At 63.3% G+C, this 13,697-nt stretch carries 11 protein-coding genes; 4 read left to right on the forward strand and 7 right to left on the reverse strand.

Annotated elements, in window-relative coordinates:
• The first annotated feature begins 38 nt into the window (after positions 1-38).
• The 3 genes from MLD24_RS08390 (at position 39) to MLD24_RS08400 (ending at position 3,508) form a co-directional block, all read left to right on the forward strand.
• Positions 39-1,034: a ChaN family lipoprotein gene (locus tag MLD24_RS08390; protein WP_248166096.1), complete on the forward strand. Its 996-nt coding sequence runs from the start codon at positions 39-41 to the stop codon at positions 1,032-1,034.
• Positions 1,024-1,818: a PaaX family transcriptional regulator C-terminal domain-containing protein gene (locus tag MLD24_RS21655; protein ID WP_248166098.1), complete on the forward strand. Its 795-nt coding sequence runs from the start codon at positions 1,024-1,026 to the stop codon at positions 1,816-1,818. The genes MLD24_RS08390 and MLD24_RS21655 overlap by 11 nt, the downstream gene beginning before the upstream one ends.
• A 163-nt stretch (positions 1,819-1,981) precedes the next feature.
• Positions 1,982-3,508 carry a flavin-containing monooxygenase gene (locus MLD24_RS08400; protein ID WP_248166100.1) on the forward strand — a complete coding sequence of 509 codons (1,527 nt, stop codon included), beginning with the start codon at positions 1,982-1,984 and terminating at the stop codon, positions 3,506-3,508.
• 6 nt (positions 3,509-3,514) lie between these two features.
• Here MLD24_RS08400 and MLD24_RS08405 read toward each other — a convergent pair whose 3' ends face one another.
• Together MLD24_RS08405 and MLD24_RS08410 are read right to left on the reverse strand one after the other, a co-directional pair.
• Positions 3,515-4,375: a DMT family transporter gene (locus MLD24_RS08405; RefSeq protein WP_248166102.1), complete on the reverse strand. Its 861-nt coding sequence runs from the start codon at positions 4,373-4,375 to the stop codon at positions 3,515-3,517.
• A gap of 77 nt (positions 4,376-4,452) precedes the next feature.
• On the reverse strand, positions 4,453-5,004 hold the full coding sequence (locus MLD24_RS08410; protein WP_248166118.1) for a macro domain-containing protein: 552 nt from the start codon (positions 5,002-5,004) through the stop codon (positions 4,453-4,455).
• 214 nt (positions 5,005-5,218) lie between these two features.
• Here MLD24_RS08410 and MLD24_RS08415 point away from each other — a divergent pair, with 214 nt between their 5' ends.
• On the forward strand, positions 5,219-5,929 hold the full coding sequence (locus MLD24_RS08415) for an SIMPL domain-containing protein (protein WP_227173907.1): 711 nt from the start codon (positions 5,219-5,221) through the stop codon (positions 5,927-5,929).
• A 118-nt stretch (positions 5,930-6,047) separates the two neighbouring features.
• On the opposite strand, the gene MLD24_RS08420 is transcribed toward MLD24_RS08415, so the two are convergent.
• From MLD24_RS08420 to MLD24_RS08440, 5 genes are read right to left on the reverse strand one after another with little or no spacing between them, the layout of a single operon-like run.
• A complete protein-coding gene (locus MLD24_RS08420) occupies positions 6,048-10,415 on the reverse strand; it encodes a CHASE domain-containing protein (RefSeq protein WP_248166120.1) in 4,368 nt (1,455 codons plus the stop codon).
• A 53-nt stretch (positions 10,416-10,468) separates the two neighbouring features.
• Complete coding sequence (locus MLD24_RS08425) at positions 10,469-11,536, reverse strand: beta-N-acetylglucosaminidase domain-containing protein (RefSeq protein WP_248166122.1); 1,068 nt, start codon at positions 11,534-11,536, stop codon at positions 10,469-10,471.
• The gene (locus MLD24_RS08430; RefSeq protein ID WP_248166124.1) at positions 11,533-11,970 is read right to left on the reverse strand and encodes a VOC family protein; all 438 of its coding nucleotides are present in this window, start codon (positions 11,968-11,970) and stop codon (positions 11,533-11,535) included. The genes MLD24_RS08425 and MLD24_RS08430 overlap by 4 nt, the downstream gene beginning before the upstream one ends.
• Entirely contained in the window at positions 11,967-12,377 is a 411-nt protein-coding gene (locus tag MLD24_RS08435; RefSeq protein ID WP_227173903.1) for a YciI family protein, read from the reverse strand. The genes MLD24_RS08430 and MLD24_RS08435 overlap by 4 nt, the downstream gene beginning before the upstream one ends.
• Before the next feature lie 28 nt (positions 12,378-12,405).
• The gene (locus tag MLD24_RS08440) at positions 12,406-13,653 is read right to left on the reverse strand and encodes an RNA polymerase sigma factor (RefSeq protein WP_248166126.1); all 1,248 of its coding nucleotides are present in this window, start codon (positions 13,651-13,653) and stop codon (positions 12,406-12,408) included.
• Positions 13,654-13,697: the final 44 nt, after the last annotated feature.

Raw genomic sequence — 13,697 nt, forward strand, 5'->3', positions numbered from 1 at the left:
CACTGTTTTATGACACCCTCGCACTGGAAACGGAAATCATGATGACTCGAATTCTCAGCTTCGCAGCCTTCACAGCACTGGCGGCCACCGCCTGCACCACTGTCCCGCCGTCGCCCCCCGCCGAAGCCCCGCTGACCAGCCTCTACGACTATCGGATTGTCGACCCGAACTCTGGCCAGGCCATGGCGCTGCCCCAGCTCGCCAGTGCGCTACAGAATGCCGACGTGGTCTTTATCGGCGAGCTCCATGGCCACAATGGTGCGCACCTGTTGCAGGCCCGACTGCAACAGGCGCTGTATCAACAACAGCCGCTTCAGGTGCTGTCGATGGAGCAGTTTACCGTGGAGCACCAGCCGACACTGGATCGCTACCTGGCGGGGGAATTGGGCGAGGCGGAGATGATCGAAGACGCAGACGCCTGGGACAACTACAAGGCTTCCTACCGCCCGCTGGTGGATTTCGCCCTTGCCCACGACCTGCCGGTGATTGCCGGCAATGCCCCGGCCCAGCTGGTGCGCTGCGTCGGTCGGCAGGGGCCGGACTACCTGACACGGGCCCCCAAAGACCTGCAGGCGCTGTTGCCAGGCGACCCGTTCTACGGCACCGCGCCTTACCGGGAAAAATTCCTTGCGACGCTGACCGATCACCAGCATGGCCCCGGCGACCCCGAGCGCCTGGAGAACAGCTACCGCGCGCAACTGCTGCGGGACAACACCATGGCCAGCCGCATTGTCCAGGCACTGGCGGATCATCCGGGGGCACAGGTGGTGCACACCAACGGCACTTTCCACAGCGAGCACCACCTCGGCACCGTCGCTGCGCTCAAGGCACGGGCACCGGAGCTTACGGTGCGGGTGATCTCACCGGTGGTGACCGACGTACCTGCCGAACACGTGTCGCAAGACGATCGAGAAAAGGGCGACTATCTTTACTACCTGAGGCCACTCCAGGAGGACTATCTCGACAGGGACCGCGAACTGCAGGCCATGATGAAACGGTTCCGGCAAGCCAGCGAGAACAACTGTGAAACCTAAACCCCAACGACTGCTGATGAACATGATGATGGCGGTGGATGATCGTATCGTTCACGTGCGCGATGCCATCCACGCCTGCGAGCTGTTCGATGTCAGCAGCAACAGCACCCGGGTGGCGCTGGCGCGACTGTCCGCCGACGGCCTGATCGAGTCCTGCGGGCGCGGTCAGTATCAGCTGACTGACAAGGCGCACCGACTCGCCGACGACCTGCGGGGCTGGCGTACCGCCCTCGAGCGCCTGGTGCCCTGGAGCGGTCGCTGGCTGGCCGTGCACTGCGGCGACCTTGGCCGCAGCGACAAGCCGGTACTGCGACGACGGACCCGTGCCCTGCAGATGAACGGTTTTCAGGAACTGTCCCGGGATCTGTTCGTGCGACCGGACAATCTCGCCGGCAGCACCGATGCCATCCGCCAGCGCCTCTACCGCCTCGGCCTGGAGCCCGAAGCACCGGTGTTCGCCCTCAGCGAGCTGGATTCACGTCGCCAGCAGGTGGCTCGTACCCTGTGGGATCGGGACGCCCTGGAAACCGGCTACCAACACACCACCGAGCGGCTGCACCGCTGGCTCGACAAAGCCAAGGACCTGGAACCGGAAATTGCCGCCCGGGAGTCGTTCGAGATCGGCGACGAGGCCATCCGCCAGATTGTATTTGATCCGCTGTTGCCGGACGCGATGGTAGACCAGCAGGCCAGGCAGTGCTTCTTCGACGCCCTGCTGGAACACGATCAGGTCGGCCACAGCATCTGGCAGCGTCTCTACCACGAGGCCCAATCCCAGGGCTAGGGAGCCTCCGCACATCCACCAGGCCAGACACCGCCCCCTTGGCCCCACCAACCGAGCTGGCGAAATCCTCGGCCAATTCCACCCCACCGGGGAACGGCGTAGATTAAGGCGACCCTGATGAAAGGCCAGCCGCCAGACGCTGGCCATCTACAAGAGGTTTACCATGAGCCAACAGCACCTTGATGTCCTGATCGTGGGCGCCGGTATTTCCGGCATCGGCATGGCCTGCCACCTGACCCGCAACTGCCCTGACAAACGCTACGCCGTCCTGGAACGCCGCGACGCCATTGGCGGGACCTGGGACCTGTTCCGTTACCCCGGCATTCGCTCCGATTCCGACATGTACACCTTCGGCTACAACTTCCGGCCCTGGACCGGTGGCAAGGTGCTGGCGGACGGCCCGTCGATCCGACGCTATGTCTGCGAAACCGCCGACGAGTATGGCGTCACCGACAACATCCGTTTCGGCCGCAAGGTGGTACGCACCAACTGGTCCAGTGCTGACAAACGCTGGACCGTCAACGTGGAACGGGAAGATGGTAGCGAAGCGGAAACCTACACCGCCAACTTCCTGGTGGGTTGCACCGGATACTACAACTACGATGCCGGCTACAAACCCGACTTTCCGGGCGAGGCCGACTTCAAGGGCCAGGTGATCCACCCCCAGCACTGGCCGGAGGACCTGGATTACAGTGGCAAGAAAGTGGTGGTCATCGGCAGTGGCGCCACCGCCGTAACGCTGGTGCCGACGCTCACTGACAAGGCTGCACACGTCACCATGCTGCAACGCTCGCCCACCTATCTGATGCCACTGCCCTCAGTAGATCCAATCTCGGTGACGCTGCAGAAACTGTTGCCGGACCAGTTGGCCTATCGACTGACCCGTGCCCGCAACGTCACCCTGGCCCGCACCATCTTCGAACGCTCACGCAAGAACCCGAAAGCCGTACGCCGCCTGATACTCGGCATTGTGCGGCGGCAGTTGGGCGGCAAGGTCGACATGCGCCACTTTTCGCCGGACTACAACCCCTGGGACCAACGCCTGTGTGTGGTTGCCGATGGTGATCTGTTCAAGGCGCTCAAGGCCGGCAAGGCCTCCATGGCCACAGACCACATCGACCGCTTCACCGAGAACGGCATCCGGCTACAATCCGGTCAAGAACTGGAGGCCGATATCATCATCACCGCCACCGGCCTGGATGTTCAGATGATGGGGGGCATGGATCTGGAAGTGGACGGTCAAGCGGTGCCAATCCGGGATACGCTGATCTACAAGAACGTACTGGTGGAAGGCGTGCCCAACGCCGCGATGATTTTCGGCTACACCAACATTTCCTGGACCCTGAAGGCCGATATCGCCAGCGAATACATCTGCCGTCTGATCAATCACATGGACCGTAAGGGCTATCAGGAGTGTGTCACCCACGATACCCAGAACAGCCGCACCGAGGACACCATCCTGGGCTCCCTCAGTGCCGGCTACATCAAACGCGCCAACGACCGTCTGCCCCGTCAGGGCAGCCAGGGTCCGTGGAAAGGCTCGCAGAACTACCTGGAAGACGTGAAGACCCTGCGCTTCGATCCCATCGAGGATGGCTACATCGAGTTTGACGGCCGCCGCAGCAAGCAGGGTCAGGGACGCGCCACACGTTTCATGGCGCCCCTGCGTTCGGCGCTGTTCGGCGCCTGATCCCCACTACCCCGGTGATCTGGCAGTTGGGGTAACGGTCTTCGCCAGAATCACCAGCGCGATACCGCCAAGGATGGCAGTGCCAGCCACCAGCAGCCGCGGCGTCAGTGGTTCCGCCAACAGCAGCACGCCGCCCAGTGCAGCAATCACCGGCACACTGAGCTGTACCGTCGCGGCCGTGGTGGCCTGGAGCAGCGGCAACGCCGCATACCAGACGGCATAGCCCAATCCCGAAGCCAGCGCTCCGGATGCCAGCGCCAGTGCCACCCCCGGAACATCAACCTGGGCCTGCGGCCACAGCACTACGCTGAAGATCACCGTCAACGGCAGCGCCCGGAGGAAGTTTCCTGCCGTTGCCAGGGTGGGTTCACCCGCACCTTTTGCCCTCAATGAGTACACGCCCCAGGCGGTCCCGGCCACCAGCATCAGAGCTGCCTGGGCGATTGGTGGCGCCGACAGCCCCGGTAACAGCAAGCCAATCAGCCCCCCAAACGCCAACACAAATCCCAGCCATTGCCAGCGATTGGGACGATCGCCCCGCACCAGACCCACCCCGATCATGGTGGCCTGGACCGCGCCAAACAGCAGCAATGCGCCCATCGCCGTACCCAGCCCGAGATACGCCAAAGAAAAACCGGCGGCGTAGATGAACAGCGCCAGCGCCGACAGCCACGAACCTCCAGCACGCACCCGGCCACCCCGAAGCCACACCAACAACGCCAGCACCAGCGCGCCAGAGGCAAGCCGCAACGACGTGAAGCTGGCGGCATCGATGTCGGTGTCCCGTAACGCAGCCCGACACAACAGCGAATTACCGGCGAATGCGACCATCGCCACCACCGTTAACACCACGGCTCGCCACTGCATGTCCTATCCCCCAGCCAGGTAACTTATGCCATCACAGCCGAATCACCCGTCACCGGCCATGCCTCCTTGGCCGCATGTCACTGCAACTTTCGGCCGTCGTCGAACGGTGCCGCCGTCAGCGCGGCATCCAGGGCCCGCTGAAAGACCACCAGATCCGCCTGACTGAACAGCACAAAGCGCACCCGAGTCAGCGATGAATCTGCCAGGGCAGCCAGCACCGTGGCGATCGCAACCTCGGCCGCCTCGGCCAGCGGGTAGCCAAACACTCCGGTGGAGATGGCCGGGAAGGCAACGGAGACCAGCGATTCCCGCTCCGCCAGCGTCAGGGCATGGCGATAGCAGTCCGCCAATAGCTGTTCCGAAGGTTCGTCGCGTCCGTACACCGGACCAAGACAGTGAATCACCCGTCGGTTGGGCAGGTCGTAGGCCCCGGTAATCACCGCCTGCCCCGGCCGGATCGGCGCCAACGCCTGACACTCCCGTGCCAGACCTGGCCCGGCGCCACGATGCAGGGCGCCAGCAACACCGCTGCCAGGTTGTAATTGAGCATTGGCGGCGTTGACCACCGCATCCATGTCGGGCTGATTGCTGATGTCGCCCTGAACACACTCTACCCGAGTTCGAATCATTACATTCTCCTGATTGCCCCTGGTGTCCCGAGCGGTTCGTTCGCAGTAGGTCAGCGAATGAACCGCTCGGGACACTAGCTGCTGAAGCATGGCACATCTTCGCCGGTACGCCCCAATCCGGCTTCCTCAGGAGCCTCTGATTAGCAATCGGTCACTTGACGCCAAGCGGGCCTGCCGCAATGGTGGAGGTTTACGTGTTGAGAGGAAGTGCACCATGAAAGTGATCACCAGTCTGATCGTCGCCCTGGGGCTGGTTGCCTCAGCCTTCCTGGTGAAGGAGGGGCTTACCCACCTGCGCACCAGCGACCGTTACGTCACCGTCAAGGGGGTGGCGGAACGCCAAGTGGAAGCGGACCTGGCGCTATGGCCACTGCGGTTCGTGGCGGCAGGTGACACCCTGGCGGCGGCGCAGGAGCAGGCCCGATCCAGTCGCGAGGCCATCATGGCATTCCTCAAACTGCAGGCCATTGACACCGACGCCGTGGAGCTGCAACGACTGGACGTAACCGACAACCGGGCGAACCCTTACCAGGGCAACAACAATAACCAACGCTTCATCATCAATCAGACCCTGATGGTCCGCAGCGAGGATATTGAACGGGTGCGACAGGCCGCCCAGGCGGTCAGCGAGCTGGTGGATTCCGGTGTGGTGCTGTCGGCGGACTACGGCCCCAGCGGCCCCACCTACCTGTTCAATGGGCTCAACGACATCAAACCGGCGATGATTGCAGAAGCCACGGCCGCCGCCCGGGAGGCCGCCCGTCAGTTTGCCAAGGACGCCAATGCCTCCCTGGGCACCCTGCGACGGGCCAACCAGGGGGTGTTCCAGATCCTGGCACGGGACCAGGCCGCTGGCGTCGTCGAGGCCCAGCAGGCAATCAAGACGGTGCGGGTGGTGTCCACCGTGCAGTACTATCTAGATTAGTACTGTCTTGATTAGTACTATCATGATTAGTGCTTTCTCGATTAGTGCGGCTTGATCAGTACGGCCTTGATTAGTTCTGTCTTAAGTCGCACGGTCTGAAACAGGCTGCCGGCGGGGCTCAGCTCGATACCGTTGCCTGGTCCCGCAGCCAACCCGCCAGCGCCGTGAGGTAATCCCGGTACAGCCGTTGCAGGCGATTCCAGTTGTCCTGCAGCTGTGCGCCGGGGGCATCACGAAGCTCATCTTCCAGTGACTCGCACAAGCGGATCAACTGCCGCGCGTCCACTCCGCCCAACAGCCCCCGCAAGCTCTCCAGTCCCTTGGCGGCCTTGTCCCGTTGACCGGCCTGCCACTGGTGCATGGCCTGATCCACCGGTGCGATGCCCCGATCCACCAGGTTGCGGGCAATCAACAGCACCGCCTCACGGGAATCGGCATAGGCCCCGACCGCTCTCACCAGATCGTCGAGCTGCGCCAACAGCTTGCCGGTGATCTCCTCGCAATCCGTGGCATCCTCCGCCTTGACCGGGGCCGGTGTTTTCTCTTCTGGCCTGGCATCCTCCGGGGGCACCTGCAGGTAGCGCTCAATGGTCGCCAGCATCTGGGCCTGCACCACCGGCTTGGCGATAAAGTCATCCATACCGGCCTGCAGGCAATTGTCCCGTTCGGTTGACAGCACACCGGCGGTCATCGCCAGCACCGGCAGGGTGAGGCCCTGCTGCCGTATACGCCGGGTTGCTTCCAGACCATCCATCACCGGCATCTGTACGTCCATCAACACCAGATCAAAGTGGACCTTGTCATCCCCCAGGCGGGTCAGGGCCTGTTCACCATCCTCGGCCAGAATCACCTCGGCGCCGGCACTCTCCAGGAAGCTGCGGGCCACGATCTGGTTCAGCTCGTTGTCTTCCACCAGCAGCAGGCGGCGCCCATCCAAAGGCAATGCCGAGGGCTCGGACGTCAACACCGCTGCAGGCTCCACCACCCCACCACTCATGATCTCGTGAAGTTTGTCGAACAACCGTGAGCTGGTGACCGGCTTGACCAGCATGGCACTCAGCCCCTCTGGCAACTCGGCATTGCCATCCTCCGGTTGTTCGTGGGGTGAGATCAGCGCGACCACCACCAGATCCGGGTTACTGATGGCATCACGCAAGCGTTGCAACCGCTGCTGACCCTCAGGGTTGTCGGGTAACCAATCCACCAGCAGAATATCCACGGATCCCAACACCTGTTGCTGTGCCGGCGCTTCCTCGGCATCGGCCACGGCCTTCAACTGCCAGCCCCAGCCCTGCAGGCTGCACTCCAGGTAATCCCGGCTGGTGTCGTTGCTGTCAATCAGCAGCACCCGCCGATCCGCCAGGCAAGACGGTACCCGCGGCGTCTCCCGCTCCGCCTGCACCTGCAACGGCAGCTCCATGCGGAAACAGCTGCCTTCGCCAGGGAGACTCTCCACATCAACCTGGCCGTCCATCAGAGTGACCAGACGGCGGGAAATGGCCAGCCCCAGTCCGGTGCCGCCAAACCGGCGGGTGGTGGAGGCATCAGCCTGGGTAAACGGCGTAAACAGCCGTCGGCACTGTTCCTCCGTCATCCCGATGCCGGTGTCATTGATACTGAAGCGCAGACGAACCTGCTGCTGCTGTCGATCCATCTGCTCAATCAACAGCCCAACCTCGCCCTCCTCGGTGAACTTGATGGCGTTGGACAGCAGGTTGAGCAGCACCTGACGAATGCGCAACTCATCGCCAATCAGCCACCGCGGCACATTGGTCTCCACCCCAATCGAAGGCTCCAGGCTCTTCTTGCTGGCACCGATCATCATCACACTGGCCAGGCTATTGACCAGTTCATCGAGGTTGAACGGCACCGGTTCAATCTCCAACCGCCCGGCTTCAATCTTGGAGAAATCGAGAATGTCGTTGATGATGTCCATCAGCGAACGGCCCGCCGACTGGATCATTTCCAGATACTGTCGCTGATCACCCGACAGCGCGGTGCGAGCCATGATCTGGGTCATCCCCAGCACCGCGTTCATTGGCGTGCGGATTTCATGGCTCATGTTGGCAACGAACTCACTCTTGAACCGGCTGGCCTGCTCCGCTTCCGCCCGGGCCTGCTGCAAACGCTCCTCGGCCTGGCGGTGCTCGGTGATGTCCCGCAGGATCAGACCCACGTAATCCTCACCATCGCTTTGCCAGTGGGACAGTGAATACTCCGCCGGAAACGCACGCCCGCTGCGGGCCACGCACTCAGTCTGGCGGTTTTCGATGCGGTCCACCCCACGACCGTCGACCAGTAGCCGGGCCAGAGCATCCTGCAGGCGCTCCCGCTCGCCTTCGGCAAACAGGCTGTCGATGCGGGTACTTTCCAGATGCTCTTCGGGCCAGCCAAAATATTCACTGGCGGCCGGATTGGCGGAGGCAATTCGACCGCGATCATCCAGAATGAAGATGGCCTCGCTGGCATTGCTCGCCAGCGCCGAGAACTTGCGTTCTGACTGTTTCAGCGCTGAGGTCAGTTCATCAGCCAGCCGCAGGGCCCGCGAGCGGGTCAGCACCAGCGCGCGAATGAACGAGAACAGCAGGAAGCTGATCACCACACCGCTGATCAGCACAATCTGGGCCTTCTGCTGGTCCAGGGCGTCGGTGAATCGTGGCAGGGACTGAACCTGAAGCGTCCAGGTCCGATCCGCCACCTGCACCGGCACGGTGCGGGTAAAGGGCGCAATCAGTTGATCGGTTTCCGCCTGATCCCGGTTCGCCTCATACAGCAGGCTCTCGGACGAACCGGCATCGCCGTCGTACACCGACAGCGCCACTTGGGGAAACTGGTCCGCCAGGATGCCCGCCATCAGGTCATCCATCCGGAACGGGCTGTACACCACCCCAAACATACGCTCCCGGCGCATCTCCAGGTCTTCCGGCACTCGCCCGCCCTGATACAGCGGCAGATACATCAGGAAACCGGCCTGGACACCAACCGCCGTTTCCTGCACCAGCGTGATTGGCGCGGAGAGGGAGGTTTCGCCCGAATCCCGGGCCGCCTCAATCGCTTCACGCCGGCGAGCCTCGGAGAACATGTCATAGCCGTGGGCTCGCTGGTTGCGCCAGTCAAACGGTTCCAGATAAGCGATGGACACGTAGGCATCACGCCGGCCCTGGGGCCGCACATCGAAGGACTGAAAGCCCTCCTCCCGCAAGCCGTTTACAAACGCCTGTCGCTCCGATTCCGAGGCCAGGTAGCGGGCGAACCCGACCCCCTGAATCCCCGGGTAGTTCTCCCACAGATCAAGATCTTCAACGAACTGGGCCCATTCCTCATGAGAGACTTTTGTTGACGCGTTGAACAGCCCCACCCCGCCCCGCAGCACCTGCTCGTAATCCTTCATCCGGTCAACCACTCGCGCACGGATGGTGTCGGCAAGGTAATCGAACTGTTCCGCTCCCTTTTCCTGGGCGGTTGCCACCGCCATCCGCCACATCAGCACGGTGCCCCCCAGGGCTCCCACCAGCACCAGCCAGGGCAGCAGGGTTTCCCGCCGGCGCAGCACCCCCAACTGACTGCGTTCTCTCAGATCGACGGCCAGCACCAGACCACAACACACCCACAATGCGATGAAGGCATCCAGCGCCACCAGGGAGGCGTTAACACTATTGAGGACGAAAGGCCCGGCTCCGGAAATGGTGGCCGCAACGGCCACAGACGTCACCGCCAGGGTGCAGGCGGTGACCCCGTGAAGGCCGAAAACATAGGCGCTGTAGGCGAGCAGGGGCAGAAAAAGAAAGCTCAGCAGACGGTGGTCAACCGGAGCCGACAGGGCGTCCACAAACACCAGGACCGACAGCAGCACCGTGGCTCCCGACAGCAACAGGGCATGCCGCACCGGCTGACGGGGCAGCACATCCGGGCGCTTACGCCAGGTCAGTACCAGCGGTGCCACCACCAGCATGCCGACACAGTCCCCGAGCCACCAGGTCGAGAGAATGCTTCCAGCATCGTCGGCACCGGCGAATCCCAGCCCCACCAGGGTCCCGGTCCCCACGGCAGCGCTGATGGCGGCCGCCACCGCCACCACAACCAGGAACCGGAACACCATCACCAGGGAATCAAACTGCAGGTTGGCCCCCAGGGCCTGACGCAGCAACACCGCCGCCGCCAGCGCTTCCAGGGTATTTCCGGTGGCGATCATCAGTGACCCCACCCCGGGACGCTGCCAGTCACCAGCATCAATGCCAAAGCTGACAAAATTGACCAGCAAAGCCCCAATCGCGATGACCGGCCACAGCCGCACGCCGTACACCAGCAGCGCCGCCACAGCCACACCGGACGCCGGCCAGACCGGCGATACATTGGTGGTTTCAAAAGCCAGTGACAGGCCGAAGTAGCCTGCCAGGAAGTAGAGCGGCAGCGCCACCAGCCAGGCCCAGGCAGGGTGATGGCCGCGCTCTTTGCCGGAGGATTGCCAGACCGCCTGTTCGTCCATAAACCGCCATCCTTAGGTCCGCTGTCTGAACCGGTGACAGCGATCCAGAGCAGTTACTGGGTCTGTACCATTTCGTCGGTCACTTGGTAGTCGCCGTCAAGCCACGCAACCACCTCCCGAGCTGCCGGGTGATCGAACTGCTGGTACGCCGAGCGTAGCGAGGTCTTTTTCTCCGCAGATAGCCGGGATAGCCCCGCGTCTTCTAAAAGTAGCAGGTCCTGGTGAATCCGGCAGGCCAATGAGGTCCCCAATACCGCCTCGGCGGCCTGGCGAAAGGCGTGACCGTACTGGTAACGCCCGCCCTGCTGATAGCTCTGGGCCAGAGTCAGCGCCGGGATGCAGCTCAGGGTAGGCTGCAGCGCGGGATTGATGGCATGGCCGGCCAGGTGGTCGGCGTTTGCCGCCGGCCGGCCGCTGAAGGCCCGCAGATGAAGGTGGCGGGACATCCGATCCCCATCGTTGACCGGGTAGTTGTCCCACAGCCAGGGGCGCCGCCCCAATTGCCCGGCCACCCGCTGCAGATGGCCCGGGGAAATCTCCCTGGAACACACCTCTTCCCCGGTCCAGAACACCTCGATCGAAGCATCCAGCGCCTGCCCCAGGGTCTCCAGGTAATCCGGTGGCCGCGGCCCAAACACCCGATCCAGCACCGGATCATCGGAGTAGTAGGTCGGGCACACCAGCAGACGCTCCGCGGAGGAACGTTCCGCCACCCAGTGCACAATCTCCGCCTGCACTTTTGCCAGTTGCGGGGTCTGGCTGTGCATGTCGTCAAACAGGATGGCGAGATCGTCGATACCGAGGGCATCCAGCGCCGTCAGCTTGCGGGCAAGCGCCTCCCGGGCCGGTGCATTGAAGTCGTTGAAGATCTCAAACGGGCTCAGGCCAATGCCAAACCTCACCCCCAGACCGTGACAATGGTCAGCAAAGGCCAGCAGCGCACCGGCCTGCTCGGGCGGATGAGGGCTTTGCCAGTGGCGGCGCAGGTAAGGGTCCGCTTTCGGTGCGTAGAGGTAGAACTGGTAGCCTTCCGGCGCCAGGGTGGTTACCAGATCCTGGCGCTCCTGCCAGGACCAGAGTGGGCCGTAGAAACCTTCAATAATGCCAAGAGGTGGCGTCATGACGTTTTCCCGTCAGGACCGTCAGCGTCTTCCTCCGGCCCAACCCAGGCAAAGGGGTTGTAGGCCAGCTCCCACAGGTGGCCGTCCAGATCCGCAAAGTAACCGGAGTAACCGCCCCAGAATACCGGCTGGGGCTTTTTCACCTCGGTGGCGCCGGCAGCCACGGCCTCCGCCATCATCCGGTCAACGTCGGCCTCGGATTTCAGGTTGTGGGCAATGGTGACACCGCGAAACCCGGAGCCAGCGGCGGCCACGCCCACGTCGTCTGCCAGAGCGTCCCAGGGATAGAGTCCGAGCCAGGTGCCGTTAAGCGGGAAAAACGCCACCGTTGGCGGCGATTCCAGCTGCGGCAGCCCCAGACCATCGCGGTAGAACCGCACGGCCCGATCCAAGTCACTGACCCCAAGGGTAATCATGCTGATACGGGGGTTCATCCATCACTCCTTGCGGTATGGTCGATCAACGGTGTTTTTCCGGCCAGGTTGCCCTCGGTCGCCAACTCCCGGACCGGCCGAATCTCCACCGACCCCAGTCGCAGCGGCGGAATCTTGCCCGCCAACTGGATGGCTTCGTTCAGGTCCCGGGCCGTTAACAGGTAAAACCCGGCCAACTGTTCCTTGGTCTCGGCGAAGGGGCCGTCAGTGGCTGTCAGTTTACCGTCCCGCAGCCGCACCGTGGTGGCGGTATCGGTCAACTGCAGGGCGTGGCCGTCGAGCATGTGGCCACTCTCGCGCAGCCCCTCGCCGCAGGCCATACACTCGCGATTGAGCGCATCCCACTCCTGCTGACTCATGGAGCGGATCAGGTCTTCGTTGTAGTACACCAGCGCCAGGTAGTTCATGGGGGTTCTCCTTGGTTGCCATTCAATCCTAGTCGCCCGACGGAGCCACAGATCGACACCTCAGCTCGGTCAACCGTTTTTCCAGGAAGCGCCGCTCCGGTTCCAGTTGGCAAAGCGTCAAGGCCCGGCGGTAGGCCTCTGCAGCCTCCTCAACGCGATCCAGCCGCGCCAGCAAATCGGCCCGGGCCGCATGAAGCGGCTGATAATCCGCCAGCGCAGGCTCCGCGGCAATCCGGTCGAGGCCCGCCAGGCCGGCCGCCGGCCCATCCCGCATGGCCACGGCGACAGCCCGGTTCAGGGCGACAACCGGCGAGGGAGCAATGCCCTGAAGTACGGTATAGAGGCCGATAATCTGCTTCCAGTCAGTGGCCGCGTAGCTGGGCGCCTCGCTGTGAACGGCGGCAATGGCCGCCTGCAGGGTGTAGGCGCCGTAGCCTGGCCGAGTCATCACTTCCGCCAGCAGCGCCCGCCCCTGGGCAATGTCGTCGCGGTGCCAGCGCTGGCGATCCTGCTGCTCCAGCGGCACCAGTTCCCCGCTGGCGTCGACACGGGCATCGCGTCGGGCATGATGCAGCAGCATCAACGCCAGCAGACCCGCCACCTCCGGTTCCGGCAACAACTGCCACAACAGCCGGGTCAGGCGGATGGCCTCAACGGCCAGAGCGCCGCGCACCAGTGCTGCACCGCTGAACGCGGTGTAGCCTTCGTTGAAAATCAGGTACAGGGTGTGCAACACCACGGGCAGGCGTTCGGCCAGCGCTTTGCCTTCCGGTACCTCGTAGGGAATGCCGGCATCGCGGATCTTGGCTTTGGCCCGGACGATACGCTGGGCAATGGTGGTGGGCTTGGCGAGAAAGGCCCGGGCCACCTCTTCGGTGGTGAGATCACAGATTTCCCGCAGGGTCAGGGCGAGCTGAGCCTCGCTGGAAAGCGCCGGATGACAGCAGGTAAAGATCAGGCGCAGACGGTCGTCAGCGATTTCTTCAGGTGGCTCCGGGGTGTCGGCTTCCGATTCCAACTGGTGCGCCAACTGCTCCATGGCGGCGTGATGACGGCCCCGGCGACGCAGCTGGTCTATGGCCCGGAAGCGACCGGCGGACACCAGCCACGCCCGGGGATTGTCTGGAATACCGTCTCGGGGCCACTGTACCAGGGCGGCGGCAAACGCCTCGTGCAGAGCCTCTTCGGCGAGGTCGAAGTCCCCCAGCAAGCGGATCAGGGTCGCCAGGATGCGACGCGATTCCTCCTGATAGTAACGATCCAGCCAAGCCTTCATGGTCCCTCCCTGACCGTTTCCGGGTCACCCGGCGGTGGTGTGAT

Source organism: Marinobacter xestospongiae (assembly GCF_023156385.1).
Taxonomy (GTDB): domain Bacteria; phylum Pseudomonadota; class Gammaproteobacteria; order Pseudomonadales; family Oleiphilaceae; genus Marinobacter; species Marinobacter xestospongiae.